At 65.6% G+C, this 14,256-nt stretch carries 15 protein-coding genes and 1 pseudogene; 11 read left to right on the top strand and 5 right to left on the bottom strand.

Annotation, left to right across the window (positions count from 1 at the left end):
• Positions 1–111: 111 nt before the first annotated feature.
• Complete coding sequence (locus tag NWE53_RS09625; protein WP_265054094.1) at positions 112–636, bottom strand: DedA family protein; 525 nt, start codon at positions 634–636, stop codon at positions 112–114.
• A 200-nt stretch (positions 637–836) separates the two neighbouring features.
• On the opposite strand from NWE53_RS09625, the gene NWE53_RS09620 reads away from it, so the two are divergent.
• The 3 genes from NWE53_RS09620 to NWE53_RS09610 all read left to right on the top strand — a co-directional run bounded on the left by NWE53_RS09620 (position 837) and on the right by NWE53_RS09610 (position 3,020).
• Positions 837–1,715, top strand: coding sequence for an ABC transporter ATP-binding protein (locus NWE53_RS09620; RefSeq protein ID WP_265054093.1), 879 nt, complete (start codon positions 837–839; stop codon positions 1,713–1,715).
• Positions 1,712–2,503, top strand: coding sequence for an ABC transporter permease (locus NWE53_RS09615; RefSeq protein WP_265054092.1), 792 nt, complete (start codon positions 1,712–1,714; stop codon positions 2,501–2,503). The genes NWE53_RS09620 and NWE53_RS09615 overlap by 4 nt, the downstream gene beginning before the upstream one ends.
• 85 nt (positions 2,504–2,588) lie before the next feature.
• Positions 2,589–3,020 (top strand): cupin domain-containing protein, encoded by a 432-nt coding sequence (locus NWE53_RS09610; protein WP_265054091.1) that lies wholly within the window; start codon positions 2,589–2,591, stop codon positions 3,018–3,020.
• Between the two features lie 80 nt (positions 3,021–3,100).
• On the opposite strand, the gene NWE53_RS09605 is transcribed toward NWE53_RS09610, so the two are convergent.
• The 3 genes from NWE53_RS09605 to NWE53_RS09595 form a co-directional block, all read right to left on the bottom strand.
• Complete coding sequence (locus NWE53_RS09605; RefSeq protein WP_265054090.1) at positions 3,101–3,940, bottom strand: class I SAM-dependent methyltransferase; 840 nt, start codon at positions 3,938–3,940, stop codon at positions 3,101–3,103.
• Positions 3,941–4,159: 219 nt separating this feature from the next.
• Positions 4,160–4,843, bottom strand: coding sequence for a winged helix-turn-helix transcriptional regulator (locus NWE53_RS09600; RefSeq protein WP_265054089.1), 684 nt, complete (start codon positions 4,841–4,843; stop codon positions 4,160–4,162).
• A gap of 113 nt (positions 4,844–4,956) precedes the next feature.
• The gene (locus tag NWE53_RS09595; protein WP_265054088.1) at positions 4,957–5,706 is read right to left on the bottom strand and encodes a bestrophin-like domain; all 750 of its coding nucleotides are present in this window, start codon (positions 5,704–5,706) and stop codon (positions 4,957–4,959) included.
• Positions 5,707–5,877: 171 nt separating this feature from the next.
• Between NWE53_RS09595 and NWE53_RS09590 the strand changes: the two genes are divergently transcribed.
• The 7 genes from NWE53_RS09590 to NWE53_RS09560 all read left to right on the top strand — a co-directional run bounded on the left by NWE53_RS09590 (position 5,878) and on the right by NWE53_RS09560 (position 12,467).
• The gene (locus NWE53_RS09590) at positions 5,878–6,906 is read left to right on the top strand and encodes an ABC transporter substrate-binding protein (protein WP_265054087.1); all 1,029 of its coding nucleotides are present in this window, start codon (positions 5,878–5,880) and stop codon (positions 6,904–6,906) included.
• Positions 6,907–7,091: 185 nt separating this feature from the next.
• Positions 7,092–8,132 carry a sensor histidine kinase gene (locus NWE53_RS09585; RefSeq protein WP_265054086.1) on the top strand — a complete coding sequence of 347 codons (1,041 nt, stop codon included), beginning with the start codon at positions 7,092–7,094 and terminating at the stop codon, positions 8,130–8,132.
• 72 nt (positions 8,133–8,204) lie between these two features.
• Entirely contained in the window at positions 8,205–8,612 is a 408-nt protein-coding gene (locus NWE53_RS09580; protein ID WP_265054085.1) for a nuclear transport factor 2 family protein, read from the top strand.
• Between the two features lie 98 nt (positions 8,613–8,710).
• Positions 8,711–9,559, top strand: a complete 849-nt coding sequence (pdxY, locus tag NWE53_RS09575; RefSeq protein ID WP_265054084.1) for a pyridoxal kinase PdxY — start codon at positions 8,711–8,713, stop codon at positions 9,557–9,559.
• Between the two features lie 175 nt (positions 9,560–9,734).
• A complete protein-coding gene (locus NWE53_RS09570; RefSeq protein ID WP_265054083.1) occupies positions 9,735–10,844 on the top strand; it encodes an endonuclease/exonuclease/phosphatase family protein in 1,110 nt (369 codons plus the stop codon).
• A 4-nt stretch (positions 10,845–10,848) separates the two neighbouring features.
• A complete protein-coding gene (locus NWE53_RS09565; RefSeq protein ID WP_265054082.1) occupies positions 10,849–11,742 on the top strand; it encodes a PhzF family phenazine biosynthesis protein in 894 nt (297 codons plus the stop codon).
• The gene (locus tag NWE53_RS09560) at positions 11,739–12,467 is read left to right on the top strand and encodes an NUDIX hydrolase (RefSeq protein ID WP_265054081.1); all 729 of its coding nucleotides are present in this window, start codon (positions 11,739–11,741) and stop codon (positions 12,465–12,467) included. The genes NWE53_RS09565 and NWE53_RS09560 overlap by 4 nt, the downstream gene beginning before the upstream one ends.
• A gap of 466 nt (positions 12,468–12,933) precedes the next feature.
• On the opposite strand, the gene NWE53_RS09555 is transcribed toward NWE53_RS09560, so the two are convergent.
• Positions 12,934–13,290: a hypothetical protein gene (locus tag NWE53_RS09555; RefSeq protein WP_265054080.1), complete on the bottom strand. Its 357-nt coding sequence runs from the start codon at positions 13,288–13,290 to the stop codon at positions 12,934–12,936.
• A gap of 39 nt (positions 13,291–13,329) precedes the next feature.
• Here NWE53_RS09555 and NWE53_RS09550 point away from each other — a divergent pair.
• A pseudogene (locus NWE53_RS09550) lies at positions 13,330–13,832 on the top strand (ATP-dependent DNA ligase); the annotation flags it as partial.
• Between the last annotated feature and the right edge of the window lie 424 nt (positions 13,833–14,256).

Genomic DNA, 14,256 nt, shown 5'->3' with positions numbered 1-14,256 from the left:
GGGCTCGCCGATGAAAGTGGCGTGCCGCGATGCGACGACGCGAATAGGCGCCTTTGGAATTGAACGGCCGCACAATGCCGCGTTCACCGGACAGTCAGGTTCCGGGCTCGCTCAACGTGCGAAGAATTCGCTGACCCGCCCGACGCCGTAGAGCAATCCGAAGCCCCAGGCGAAGGAGGCGAGCCAGTTCGCGAGCTGGAACTGCCAGAACGGCATGTTCACGATGCCGGCGACGATGGCGATCACCGCCCTGAGCGGCCCGAAGAAGTGCCCGATCAGGATGCTCGCGATCCCCCATTTCTCGAAGAAGGCGTGGCCGCGATCGAGCAGTTGCGGGTTCTTGGTGAAGGGCCAGTAGTCGTGAACGCGCGGGCCAAGCAGAAGGCCTGCCCAGTACGACACCCAGAAGCCGCTGCCGGCGCCGAGCGAAGCTGCGAGTGCGAGCGGGACGAGATTGAGGCCGGAAGCGCCCGCGACGGCGCCGAAGGTGGTGAAGAACACGGTCGCTGGCACCAGCCAGGACAGGATCGCGACGCATTCGGCGAAGGCGACCATGAAGACGATCGGGATCGCCCATTGCTGATGGATGCGCATGAACTCCACGAGCGCGTGCATGGCTTGTTCGAGGTCGGCCATGGCGTTCGGTTCAGCTCCCGCAGATCGGTCTTGGCATGGATCGGTTCTGGCATATGGCCGCGGCAGCAGATCGATGCAAGCGACGCGCGGCCGCACCACGCGACGGCGTTGCCTTCGCGGACTGATCGCCTATTAATCTCCGCAACGCAGAACAAGCTGACGGCACCGCCGGGACGGCGGTCGACGGGGAAACGGGTTTCATGGAGTTGCAGGATCGCCCGCAGGCGCATGCGGGGGCAGGAGCGACGTCGCCGGATGAGCCGGCCGTCGCGCTCGGCGGTGTCGACATCACCTTCCACCTTGCCGATGGCGGCCGCTATCAGGCCGTGAAGGGCATCGACCTCAAGGTCCATCCCGGCGAGTTCGTCTCGATCGTCGGGCCGACCGGCTGCGGCAAGTCCACGCTGCTCAACGCGGCGGCGGGGCTGCTTTCGCCGTCGGCCGGAAAGGTCGGCATCTTCGGCAAGCCGCTTGTGGGTCTCAACCGCCGCGCCGGCTATCTCTTCCAGCAGGACGCGCTGATGCCGTGGAAGACGGCGCTGGACAACGTCAAGGTCGCGCTCGAGCCCATGGGCGTGCCGGAGCGCGAGGCGGACCAGCGGGCGCGCGAATGGCTGGCGCGCGTGGGCTTGCGGACCTTCGTTGATCGCTACCCGCACATGCTCTCGGGCGGGCAGCGCAAGCGCGTCAGCCTCGCCCAGATGCTGATCCGCAATCCCGAGATCCTGCTGATGGACGAGCCATTCGGTCCACTCGATGCGCAGACCCGCCAGATCATGGGCAATCTCCTGCTCGATCTCTGGTCGCGCGACCGCAAGGCGCTGATGTTCGTGACGCACGATCTCGAAGAGGCGATCGCGCTGTCCGACCGGGTCGTGGTGATGTCGGCAGGGCCGGCGGCGGGGATCGTCGCGGATTACAAGGTCGACCTGCCGCGCCCGCGCGACATCGCAGACATCAGGCTGGAGAAGGCCTTCCACGAGATCCATCGCGATATCTGGACCTCGCTGCGCGTCGAGGTGCAGAAGGCCTATGCGATGGGCGAGGGCCGGGAGCTGGTCGGGGGAGACGCATCATGAAGCGCGTGAAGCTCCTCTCGCTCCAGGTCCTGGTGATGCTGGCCTTCCTGCTGATCTGGCATGTGGTGACCACGACGAGCCTGTTCGGCGACGTCAAGACGATCCAGTTCTTCTTCTCGACGCCGGTCGCCGTGCTGACGCGCACCTTCAAGCAGCTCACCAGCGCCGACATCTACTGGCATCTCGGCATCACGCTGACCGAGACGGTGCTAGCCTTCGTCATCGGCTCGCTCGCGGGCATCCTGTTCGGCTTCACCTTTGCGCGGCGCGAGCTGCTCTCGGCGGTGTTCGACCCCTACATCAAGGCGGCGAACGCCCTGCCGCGCGTCGTGCTGGCGCCGATCTTCGCGCTCTGGTTCGGGCTCGGCATCTGGTCGAAGGTGGCGCTCGGCTTCACGCTGGTCTTCTTCATCGTGTTCTTCAACGTCTACCAGGGCGTGCGAGAGGTCTCGCCGACGATCCTGGCCAATGCGCGCATGCTCGGCATGAACGAGCGCCAGCTCTTCAAGCATGTCTACTGGCCGTCGGCGCTGACCTGGATGTTCTCCTCGCTGCATACCTCGGTCGGCTTCGCGCTGGTCGGCGCGGTCGTGGGCGAATATCTCGGCTCGTCCGCCGGGCTCGGCTACAAGATCCACGAGGCCGAGAGCGTCTTCGACGTCACCGGCGTCTTCTCGGGCATGCTGATCCTGGCGATCTTCGTCATCGCCATCGACGCGCTGGTGACGCTGGTCGAGAAGCGGCTGCTGGTCTGGCGTCCCGGGCAGAGCTCGACGACGACAGCCTGATGCGACGGAGGCGGGACGGAAACGGTGGCTTCCGCAACGTCAGTTCGCTAGGGTCGCATCATCACGCGCGGGTGGGGAGGTTCCGGTGGCCGAAACGATCAGGATGGGTGGGCTGCTGCTGGAGTTCCTGTACGACAAGGATGAGACCGAGGGCAGCATCGACGTCTTTCGGATGACCGTGGCTCCGAAGGTGAAGGTCCCGGTGCCCCACTATCATGAGAGCTGGGACGAGACGGTTTATGGTCTCGACGGGACCTTGACGTTCACGATCGACGGCCGGGATGTCGCTCTCCAACAGGGACAGTCGGCCTTCATCAGGCGCGGCGTGGTCCACGGCTTCCGGAACGAAAGCGATGAGGCGGCGAGTTGCCTCTGCATCCTGTCGCCCGGCGTGCTCGGGCCCGGCTATTTTCGCGAGATCGCCGGCTTGCTCGGCGCTGGCGGTCCACCCGATCCTGTCGCGGTGAAGGAGCTCATGCTTCGCCACGGCCTCGTTCCCGCAGTGCCGGCGGGCTGAGCGACGGACCGTTGTAGCCCTGCAGGGCGAAGCGACGGGCAACCCGTCGCTTCGCTGTAGCCTTCCCGCCTGTGGCTGGCCTAGCGCTTGGTCACGACGACTTCCAGATAGGCACTCGGTAGAACCATCGTGCTGTCCCCGGAGATATTGAGCCGGCCGATCAGGGCGAGCAGGTCCTGCTCGAGCTCGCGGCCCTTGTCCTCGGGAAGGTTCGCGAAGGTCTTCTGCACCGGGCCATACCAGGTGCGGAACACCGAGAGCCAATGGGCTGGCGAGCGATAGCGGAAGGTGAAGTGGCGTTCGTTCCAGGACGGCGAACCGGCGCCGAACAGCTCCTTGAGACGCTCGGCCGTGCCCCAGAGCGCCGGCGACCGGACACCCGGCGCGGGCGGGACGTATTTGCCGATTGTCTTGAAGACCTGGCCGATGAAGCTCTCGGGCGTCCAGTTCGCCAGCCCGATCCGTCCGCCGGGCCGGCAGACCCGCATCATCTCCGAGGCGGCGCGCTCCTGATCGGGCGTGAACATGACGCCGAAGGTCGAGAGCACGACGTCGAAGCTGGCATCGGCGAAGGGCAGGGCCTCCGCGTCGGCCGGCTGGAAGGTCACGTCGAGGCCCTCGGCCTTGGCACGGGCGCGGCCCCGTTCCAGCAAGGCGGGGACATAGTCGGTCGAGGTGACCTCGCCCCAGCGGCGGGCGGCGGCCAATGTCGCGTTGCCGTTGCCGGCGGCGACGTCGAGAACGCGTTCGCCGCTGCGCAGATCGACGGCCTCGCACAGATTCTCGCCGACGATCTGGAGGGTCGTGCCGATGACGGCGTAATCGCCCGATGCCCAGGTCGATTGCTGGCGGGCCTTGACTGCGGCGAGATCGGGCGTCGCTGCGGCGGGCGGGGGAGTCATCGTGAGTGTCTCATCCATGGTTCTGCCTCATGCGCTGTCATGTGGTGGGAAGCCATCGACGCCGGCTGTGCCGGCCTGCCGAAAGGCGTCGTCGCGAAGGACGGTCCGTCAGCGCGCAGGATGATGCCAACGGAGATGCCGATCAGCGGGATTGATCGTGCGACAGGAGGCCGGGCGGCCATAGTGTAGTTTCTGTAGCGATCCCGATACAGAAACTGGAGCGGCGCAGGGCTGCGCTCACGCCGCGGCGAAGGAACTGCGCACCATCCAGTGCTCGATGGACGCTGCCAGGCGTGTGTCGCCGGTCAGCGAAATTCGTTCCTGCTCGATTTCCTTCTTCAGGCTGGAATGGCCCATCCATGCCGCGGTCAACGCCTCGAGCTTGGCGGTGACGAAGAGATCGACGTCGTAGCCCGGATCGGTCGAGCAGAGGTCCACGGGCGTGCCCGGCTTCACGATCAGCCAGAAGTTCCGGTCGGCGGTGCAAAGCTCGGGATAAATGAACTGGATCACCGTGCGCCTGGCGAGCGGCAGCGCACCGATGTCGATCTTGCGCCGCATGTTCCACATCAGCAGGCGGGCATCGAGGTTGTCGAGCGTCACCTCGGCATCGATGTGGCGATGCGCCCAGTTCCCCAGAGCCTTGATGATCGGCCCGAGCTCTTCGGCGAGAGGCGTCGTCCTGTAATGAATCTCGCCCGTGGCCGGATGCTCCGAGCGGACGATCAGCCCGCGCTCCTCCATCTCCTTCAGGCGTCGCGACATCAGCGTCGGCGACATGCCGGGGACGCCCCGGCCGATCTCGTTGAAGCGCGTCGAGCCCGCCAGCATCTCGCTCAGAAGCAGGAGCGTCCAGCGCGGCTCTATGACCTCGCAGGCCTTGGCGACCGGGCAGAACTGGTTGTAGCCCTTCTGTGACATCAGGGCGTCCTCCAGTCTTCATGATGCCGATGTCCGCGCCCCTGATCCAGTCCAGATAGTGTAGTGCGCGATGCCGGCGATCTGGCGGCTGAAACGCAACAAGCAATCCGGGTTTACCGGCGCATCTCGGTGAGGGCTCGCTGCAAGGGGGCGGGCGAGACCTGGATCGGCCCTTCGAAGGGGACATCCATGTCCACGATCAGATAGATCGCTCCGCCAATCAGGGCCGCGGCAGCGACGAAACCCGTCACGACCACGGCATTCCGCGGCGCCCGGAATCCAAAGATCGCGAAGATCAGAACCAGCCAGGCGACGACCATCAGCATCAGCGGCCGTGGCAGCGAACCCTCGGCCTGTTCGACCAGACTCCAGCGCAACTCCAGCACCTTGCGGTACTGTTCGCGCATGTCGTTCCAGATCGAGAGCTGAGGATCGCGGTTCGGCTCGAGGGTGCGCAGGCCGGTTCCGACATCCTCGATCATTCGCTCGGAGGTCTTGTCCGAAAGCCCGCCTTCGGCAGTCCAGTGGCCATTCGCGGCGCGCTCGGCATAGACGAGAAGCTTCTGCCGGGTTTCGCTGGCCTCCGGGCCATAGAGGAACAGCATCCGGTCGAGCAGGATCAGCTCGGTGGCGTAGCTGTGAACGTCCTGGTTGACCCCATCGAACCTGCTCTTCGCCGAAGTGATCATCAGGCCCAGGACGAGGGAGGTCATCACGACGAAGATGTTGGCGATGAGATGCAGGACCTTCTGCGTGTCGTCCAACCGCTGATGCTCCGGAAGACGCTGGTAGGAAAACAGCGCGCCCAGCGAAGCCGCGGTCAGGCAGAAGAAGACGAAAATCGCGATGCGCACTTCGTTCACGGGCGGCCCTCGCCTTGCCGTTGCAGCAGGTAGACATGCGTGGACAGGCCGGAAGGCTCCGGCCTCGTCGCCGGTGCGGGATTGTTGCTCCCGCGCTTCAATCTAGCCTATGTTCCCGGGGAATGCGCGCCCGTCAGAAGCGCCAGCAGGATCCAAACCGGAGGAATGTCCATGCTCTTGTCCCGCCGCGGCGCGCTGGCCGCGCTCGCTCTTTCGACCGCGCTCGGCGCGGCGTCCCATGCCGTCGCCCAGAACGCCGAGAAGCCCAAGCTGACGCTCGGCGTCGGCGGCAAGCAACTGCTCTACTATCTCCCGCTCACCATCGCGGAGAAGAAGGGTTTCTTCAAGGATCAGGGCCTCGACGTCGAGATCAACGATTTCGGCGGCGGCGCGAAGTCGCTGCAGGCCCTCGTCGGCGGCTCGGTCGATGTCGTGACCGGCGCCTATGAGCACACCATCCGCATGCAGGCGAAGGGCCAGGACATCCGGGCGGTGATCGAGCTCGGCCGCTTCCCGGCGATCACCATCGCCGTGCGCAAGGACCTCGCTGACAAGGTCAAGTCTGCCGCCGACTTCAAGGGCCTCAAGATCGGCGTGACGGCGCCGGGCTCCTCCACCGCGCTGACCGCGCAATACGCCATGGTCAAGGCCGGGCTGAAGGCGACGGACGCGGCGATCATCGGCGTCGGCGCCGGCGCGAGCGCGGTCGCCGCGATCAAGCAGAAGCAGGTCGACGTGATCTCGCATCTCGACCCGGTCACCTCGAAGCTCGAAGCTGACGGCGATATCGTCTCGCTGATCGACACGCGCACCGAGGCGGGCACCAAGGCTCTGTTCGGCGGCGCCAACCCGGCGGCCGTGCTCTATCTCAAGAACGATTTCGCCGAGAAGAACCCGGTGACGACGCAGAAGCTGGTCAACGCGCTGATGAAGTCGCTGAAGTGGCTGGAGACGGCGAAGCCCGAGGATGTCGCGGCGCTGGTGCCGGAAGAGTATCTGCTCGGCGACAAGCCGCTCTACCTCCAGGCGGTCAAGAACTCGCAGGAAAGCTATTCGCGGACCGGCATCTCCACGCTCGACGGCATGAAGAGCATGTACGATTCGCTGAAGCTGTTGGATCCCGAACTGACCAACTCCAATGTCGACCTGTCGAAGACCTTCATCGACAGCTTCGCCAAGAAGGCGGCTTCCGGCTCCTGACGTCCTGCACCCGGGATGGTTCGTCATGCGTCCTTTCGGACGCGGCGAGGCGATCCATCCTTTTGCCTAGGCATCGGACCATGATTTGACGTCGCGCGCGATCCGCACTCGGTGCATGTTGTGCGGATTCGCGCTGGGGGTGTCGCTTGAACGGCGAAACGGCTTTTCTGGATGGCGGTGGCGATATGGCCGCCGCCATCCGTGCTTATGATTGGGAGGCGACTCCGCTCGGGCCGCTCGGCGACTGGCCGGCTGCGCTGAAGACGGCCGTCAGCATGATGGTCAATTCGCGCTTCCCCAAATGCCTCGCCTGGGGCGCCGAGCTGATCACCATCCACAACGATGCCTTCCGCTCCATTCTCGGCAACAAGCCCTCGGCGCTCGGGCAGCCTTTCCGGGAGGTCTGGCTGGAGGTCTGGGACGAGATCAGCCCGATCGTGTCCAAGGCTCTCGCCGGCGAGGCGACCTTCATCGAGGACTTCCCGCTCACCATCAATCGGTACGGGCATCCCGAGGAGGTCTGGTTCACCTTCTGCTACAGCCCGATCCGCGACGAGGCCGGGAGGGTTCTCGGCATGATGGATACGGTGATCGAGACGACCGGGAAGATGCAGGCCGAGCGCAACGGGCGCCTGCTCAATGCGGAACTCGCTCACCGCATGAAGAACACGCTGGCGATGATCGCCGCGATCGCCAGCCAGACCTTCCGTTCCGCCGAGACGCTCAAGGAGGCGCAATCGATCCTGAGCGAGCGCATCGCGACGCTGGGGGAAGCGCATTCGATCCTGACACAGTCGAGCTGGAGCAGCGCCCCGATCCGCGCGGTGGTCGAGGGGGCGCTGGCGCCGCATCGCGCCGGCCTCGGCACGATCCGAATCGGCGGGCCGCCGCTGCAGCTGCCGGCGGATCAGGCGATGACGCTGGCGCTTGCCGTCAACGAGCTCGCGACCAATGCGATGAAGTACGGCGCGCTGTCGGTCGAAGCCGGCGAAGTCGCGATCGGCTGGTCGACCGGACGCCCGCAGAGCGAGGATGCCTTCCGGTTCGAATGGACCGAGAGCGGCGGGCCTCTCGTCGTCCCACCGCGCCGGGTGGGTTTCGGCTCGCGGCTGGTGGAGCGCGTCATGGCGCAGAAGTTCCATGGCGAGGTCGCGCTGGACTATCAGCCCGAGGGGCTGCGCTACGTGCTGGCCACGACGATGGCGCAGGTCGCGCCGCGGGAATGACCGTTCCGGCACCGCGCTGGACTCGCAGCCGCGGCAGCGCAAGACTGAGGTGCTGACGCAAGGAGAGGCGAGATGACCGAGCGCGCCGCCGTCGAAGCCCTGATTCGCGATGCCTATGCCGCCCGTCACCGCGGCGATCTCGAAGCCCTCATGGACTATATGCATCCCGACTGCAGCTATCGGCTGGCTGGCGGGCCGCAAGCGGCCGCGATTTTCGCGCAGCCGGATGGGCACTCCGCCGTCCGCGAGCAGATGGCCGGGCTGATCGCGACCTATGTCTTCAGCAATATCGAGGAACTGGCGCTGACGGTCGACGGCGGCAAGGCGACGCTGCATTGGCGCGCCGATGTCGAATGCAAGCCGACCGGACGCAGCGGCTCCTTCGAGATCATGGATATCTTCACCATCGCCGACGGCAAGCTGAAGAGCGTAACCCAGTTCACCGACACGGCCGGCGTGGCGCAGCTTTCGAGCGCTTGACGCCGGGCTGATCGCAGCCATCACCGCTTTCGATTTGCGCCGCGCGCCGGACCCGCTAGGTTCGCGGGCCTATCGCGAACGGGGTATCGCTTCGGACCATGAATATTCTCTCGATCCAGTCCCACGTTGCCTTTGGTCATGTGGGCAACGCCTCCGCGACCTTCCCGATGCAGAGGCTCGGCGTCGATGTCTGGCCGATCCACACGGTGCAGTTCTCGAACCACACCGGCTATGGCAGCTGGAAGGGCCGTGTCTTCGACGGCGGCATGATCGACGAGGTGATGGAAGGCATTGCCGAGCGCGGCGTGCTGGCCGATTGCGACGGCGTGATCTCCGGCTATATGGGCTCGGCCGATATCGGCCATGCGATCCTCTCCGCTGTCGAAAAGGTGCGGGCCGCCAACCCCAAGGCGCTCTATTGCTGCGACCCGGTGATCGGCGATGTCGGCCGCGGCGTCTTCGTGCGGCCGGGCATCCCCGAATTCATGCGCGAGCAGGCTGTGCCGGCCGCCGATATCGTGACGCCCAATCAGTTCGAGCTCGAGCTGCTGACCGATATCGAGATCAAGACCCTCGCCGACGCGCACCGCGCCGTGGAAGCGTTGCGCGATGCCGGCCCCAAGGTGGTGATGGTGACCTCGCTGGTGACCGAGGAGACGCCGGGCGATTCCATCGATCTGATGGCGGCGGACGCCACCGGCAGCTGGCGGGTGCGGACGCCGAAGCTCGACGTCAGCGTCAACGGTGCGGGCGATGCCATCGCGGCGCTGTTCTTCACCCATTACCTGCGCGAGGAATCAGCCGCTTCGGCGCTCTGGAAGGCTTCGTCCTCGATCTACGGGTTGCTGAAGCGCACCAAGGAGGCGGGCTCGCGCGAGATCCTGACCGTGGCGGCGCAGGACGAGTTCGTCACGCCCTCGCAGGTCTTCGAACCGGAAGCGATTTGACGCTCGTGGCCGGTCCTTTCACCAGCCCTCATCCTGAGGAGCCGCGAAGCGGCGTCTCGAAGGATGGTCCAGATGTTTCCGGAGCCTCCTGGAGCATCCTTCGAGACGCGCCTTGCGGCGCTCCTCAGGATGAGGGCTTCGGGGAGGATGGCTGGCGGTGGGGAGGGGCGTCGCGATGAAGCTGCGCGTCGGCACCTTCAACGTCGAGAATCTGCTGACCCGCCACCGCTTCGAGCCGGGCGGGCGCACCGAGACGGCGGCAGCGATGTCGCTGTTCCATTTCCCGCGCGCCGACGAGCGCGACGCGGTGGAGCGCTCGCTCGCGGTGGCGCTGGAAGACGACAAACGCCAGATGACTGCGCTCGCCATCGCCGAGGCGCAGGCCGATCTGTGGATGCTGCAGGAGGTCGATTCGCTGGCGAGCCTGCAGGCCTTCTTTGCCAACTACGTCCACCGCATCGCCGACCACCGCTACGGCCATTTCACGCTGATCGACGGCAACGACCGGCGCAACATCGATATCGGCTTCGCGGCGCGGCGCGATCTCTTGGGGCAGGTCACGGTTCGCTCGCACAAGGAGCTGACCTTTGCAGAGGCCGGCGTGCATGACCGCGAGCTCGCCATGCTCGGCATCGGCCCGCATGGCAAGGTCTTCGCGCGCGACTGCCTGGAGGTCGAACTGACCCTCGACGGACGGCGGCTCAGCCTGTTCGGCTGCCATTTCAAGTCGATGAACAATGGCCGTGAGGATGGGCGGGAGATGACGCTGCCCGTGCGCCGGGCCGAGGCGCGGGCGGTCAAATGGCTGGTTCAGCAAAGCTTCGGGGGTGGCTGGCGCGAGGCGAACTGGATCGTGCTCGGCGATCTCAACGGCTATCGCCATGGCCTCGGCCCGCGCGCCGAAGTGGTCGACGAGGGCGACAGTGGCATCGAGCCACTGCTCGACGATTTTGCCGTCGAGCCGATGGATGTGCTGCCGGCGCATGAGCGCTGGACGCATTTCCGGCGCTACTGGTCGGAAAGCCAGGAGAGGCTGATCGACAGCCATATGCCGCTCGACCACATCCTGCTCTCGCCTTCGCTGGCGGCGGCCAATCCGACACCGCCGATGCAGATGATCCGGCGCGGCCTGCCGTACCGCGTGCCGCTCGACCCGCGCGAGCCGGACCGCTCGATGGCGCGGCTGGCGACCTGCGCCGATCGCTATCCACGCGTCGGCTGGGACCGGCCGAAGGCGTCTGACCATTGCCCGCTCACGATCGATCTCGAAATCCCGGCAGGATGACCCGATGAAACGCCGCTTCGTCACGCTCGACGTTTTCACCACGCGCCGCCACGCCGGCAATCCGCTGGCGGTGGTGCTCCAGTCGGAGGGGCTCGACACCGAGGCGATGCAGGCCATCGCCAGGGAGTTCAACCTGTCCGAGACGGTCTTCGTCTCGCCTCCCGAAAAGCCCGGGCATCGCGCTTCCGTCCGCATCTTCACGCCGGGCGGCGAATTGCCATTCGCGGGCCATCCGACGGTCGGCACGGCGGTCTGGCTCGCGCTCACCGACGATGCCGAAGGGCGGCCCGCCGAACTGCTGGTGCTGGAGGAGAAGGTCGGTCCGGTCTCTTGCGCCGTGGAGGTCAAAGGCAGCCATGCCGGGCACGCCGTCTTCACCTTGCCGCGCCTGCCGGAGCGGGTGGGCGAGGCGGCGGAGGCCGAGGTGCTGGCCACGGCGCTCGGCCTCGATGCCAGCGAGATCGGCTTCGAGAACCATGCTCCGGCGGTCTATTCGGCAGGCGTGCCTTTCCACTTCGTTCCGGTGGCGACACGCGAGGTCATCGGCCGCGCACGTCCTGATCTTGCGCGCTGGCAGGCGGCGTTCGGGGCCGGCGGGGCTTATCTCTACGGCCGCGAGACGGCGGAGACCGGGCACGACTTCCATGTCCGCATGTTCTGGCCGGGAACGGGCATCGGCGAGGACCCTGCCACGGGTGGCGCCGCCGCCGCCTTCGCCGGCGCGATCATGGCCTATGACAAGCCGGCCGATGGCGACCATCGCCTCGTCATCGAGCAGGGCTACGAGATGGGGCGGCCGTCGCAGATCACGCTGGAACTGAGCGTGCGGGACCGCGCGCTGGTTTCGGCCCGCATCGGCGGCTCGGCCATCGTCGTCAGCGAGGGCGTTCTTCTGTGACTGATGGCGTCGAGAACGGCACGATCGTCCGGTTGACCGGCGTCGATGCCCGCGTCGAGCCCTATGACTGGGCCTATGCACGCGAGAACGCCGAGGCGATCGAAGCACATTGGGCGAAGATCAGCGCCGGAAAGCCGGCGATGTTCAACGGGCGCATCATGCTGCAGCATCGTGCCGCGATCCGCGACGGCGTGTTCGAGGCCGGCTATTTCGAGACCGATTATGCAGCCTTCATGAGCTGGCGCGATGCGGGCCATCCCGGCCCCGTCATCCGCAACGGCTTCGCCATGGCGGCGCTGAGGGCCAAGGACGGCGCCTTCCTGTGCGGCAAGATGGGCGATCACACGGCCAATGCCGGCAAGGTCTATTTCGCCGCCGGCACGCCCGACCGTGAGGATGTCCGCCCCGACCGTACGCTCGACCTCGCCGGCAGCGTCACGCGGGAACTCGGCGAGGAAACAGGCTTAAGCGTCGAGGAGTTCAGCGTCGGCGGCGGTTGGACCGCGGTGATCGAGCACGGGCGCATCGCCTTCATGCGCGAGGTCGCGATCGATTTGCCGGCGAGCGAGGCACGGGCGCTGATGATCGAGCGGATGAAGGACCTCGAGGAGGAGGAACTCGCCGACATCGTGATCGTCCGCAGCCTGCCCGAGACTGAAAAGCTCGACATGCCGCCCTTCATGCGCCGCTATCTCGCGCATATCTTCGGAAATGGCGATTCATGAACGTAACCCTTTGATTTTATCGAGCGTCAGCGCGGCCGAGTTGGCGAAAATGCGGTGGCGATGCGGTGAAACGGAAAGTCGGCCGCTCTCGGCGCGACTTCTGCACACCATTTCACAGAGGGACCGCGCTTGTCGGAAAGCGCCGCTTGGGTGATGGTGGAGGCTGAGAGATGCGACGGATCATCTCCCAGCCCCCCTCGGGCGCGCCAGTCAAGGCAACCACAAGGGCTGCGCGGCTAGGGTGAGTTTGCAAGGCCGCCCTAGCCGCTCCGTCGTCTTGGCGAATCGAAGGTGCCGAGGCCGGCTGCGAAAGCCAAGCGCAGCGGCTTCGTCGCGGCGGTTATCGGCGCAATCCACAGGTTGGCGGCGATTCTAGCACCGTTTTCCGCCTGAAAAGTCGCACCCGACATAATTGAACAACCGAATCACCCGGCCGAATCACTGTAAAGCGGCGGCGTTGCTCGCATCAGGGTGCCGGTTCACCCCGGGGCCGCACAGGCGCGGCCTTAATCGCCTTCGCTTGCTGCGCAGCGAGGCCCGGCTTGAACAGTAGAATCAGGCCCATCACAAGCAGGTAGATCAGACACGGAAGTGAAAGGAGGGCGCTTCTGTCGCCCATCTGTTCGAGGATCGATGACGCGATACCCGCGACGATCATCAAGCCGCCGTGCCAGAGCGGCATTTCGACGTCGCGCATCCGGCGTAGCACCAGCATGAAGTTTGCCGGAAAATAGAATGCGATGAGCAGTACGAACAAGAGGATGGTCACTGCAGTGGGCGCAGGTGCCATATAATACACTGCGAGAAGCAGTGGTGCGATCATCGAGAGAGACGTATTCGAGCCGCCCGACCGCGACAGTGAGTGTTGCGGTCCGGCCCGGTGGCCGAGACGGTCAGGTCGGCACCGGCCCCCCGCCGGGGTCGGACTGGCCGTCAGGCGGCGCTGCTGTTCGATCCGATGCCGGAGCGCGTCGAGCCCTGCCTGGCCCTGCTGGCATCAAAGCCGCTGATCGATCCCGAATGGGCTTATGAGGTGAAATGGGATGGCTATCGGCTCGCCGTGCATATTGAGGCCAGTCGCGTCCGCATCGTCACCCGAGGCGGGCATAATTGGACGGCGCGCTTCCCGACGATCGCCCATGACGCGCTTGAACTTGGGCTAGCCGATGCCATCCTCGTTGGCGAGGCAGGGGGCTCGACGCGCGCGGCGCCTCGGACTTCGGTGCCTTGCAGAAGGCGCTCGGCGGGCGCGGTGGCCGGCGCTTCGCCAGCGAGGCGATCCTTTACGCCTTCGATCTGCTCTACCTCGACGGCCACGATCTGCGCGCACTCGGGCTCGATGAATGCCGCGCCATGCTGGCTGAATAGCTGCATCTTGCGCTCTCGCCGTCGGATCACCTGGCGTGGGTGCTCAGCTTGATTGTTGCGGCGCATGCCCTGCTCATGGCGTGCCCAGAACTTCAGCTCTCGCCGAGCCACGCTAGGACGCAACTTGTCCGTCACCAGCACCTTGGAAGCAAAGCCATTCTTTTTAAGCAGTTTGCCCATCCCCCGTAAGGAACACCCGTATCCCATCTCGATTGCTCCAGCATGTCGAGGATCTCGCCGTCGCTGTCTACGAGCTTGCCGTAGACGCAGGTGCCGGCGCAAACGTTTCTGCGTGCGCGCACTTGTGATGATCGACATGATGCAAATGGACACGGCGTCCGGGGTGCGAAGCCGGACGCGAGAACGGGCGGGGCTCCACGGCCGCATGCAGATCTACCGACTGCGGCCATCGTGGGACGTT

It is taken from the genome of Bosea sp. NBC_00550, assembly GCF_026020075.1.
GTDB lineage: Bacteria > Pseudomonadota > Alphaproteobacteria > Rhizobiales > Beijerinckiaceae > Allobosea.
Note: the sequence above shows the minus strand (reverse complement) of the source record. Positions and strands in the feature narration are given on the sequence as shown.

What these genes read in the sequence shown, in the direction of transcription:
- NWE53_RS09620 (WP_265054093.1), top strand. Translation starts at nt 837, where the DNA reads ATGGAGTTGCAGGATCGCCCGCAGGCGCATGCGGGGGCAGGAGCGACG.
- pdxY (WP_265054084.1), top strand. Translation starts at nt 8,711, where the DNA reads ATGAATATTCTCTCGATCCAGTCCCACGTTGCCTTTGGTCATGTGGGC.
- NWE53_RS09600 (WP_265054089.1), bottom strand. Translation starts at nt 4,843, where the DNA reads ATGTCACAGAAGGGCTACAACCAGTTCTGCCCGGTCGCCAAGGCCTGC.
- NWE53_RS09565 (WP_265054082.1), top strand. Translation starts at nt 10,849, where the DNA reads ATGAAACGCCGCTTCGTCACGCTCGACGTTTTCACCACGCGCCGCCAC.
- NWE53_RS09615 (WP_265054092.1), top strand. Translation starts at nt 1,712, where the DNA reads ATGAAGCGCGTGAAGCTCCTCTCGCTCCAGGTCCTGGTGATGCTGGCC.
- NWE53_RS09580 (WP_265054085.1), top strand. Translation starts at nt 8,205, where the DNA reads ATGACCGAGCGCGCCGCCGTCGAAGCCCTGATTCGCGATGCCTATGCC.
- NWE53_RS09590 (WP_265054087.1), top strand. Translation starts at nt 5,878, where the DNA reads ATGCTCTTGTCCCGCCGCGGCGCGCTGGCCGCGCTCGCTCTTTCGACC.
- NWE53_RS09625 (WP_265054094.1), bottom strand. Translation starts at nt 636, where the DNA reads ATGGCCGACCTCGAACAAGCCATGCACGCGCTCGTGGAGTTCATGCGC.
- NWE53_RS09570 (WP_265054083.1), top strand. Translation starts at nt 9,735, where the DNA reads ATGAAGCTGCGCGTCGGCACCTTCAACGTCGAGAATCTGCTGACCCGC.
- NWE53_RS09585 (WP_265054086.1), top strand. Translation starts at nt 7,092, where the DNA reads ATGGCCGCCGCCATCCGTGCTTATGATTGGGAGGCGACTCCGCTCGGG.
- NWE53_RS09605 (WP_265054090.1), bottom strand. Translation starts at nt 3,940, where the DNA reads ATGGATGAGACACTCACGATGACTCCCCCGCCCGCCGCAGCGACGCCC.
- NWE53_RS09555 (WP_265054080.1), bottom strand. Translation starts at nt 13,290, where the DNA reads ATGATCGCACCACTGCTTCTCGCAGTGTATTATATGGCACCTGCGCCC.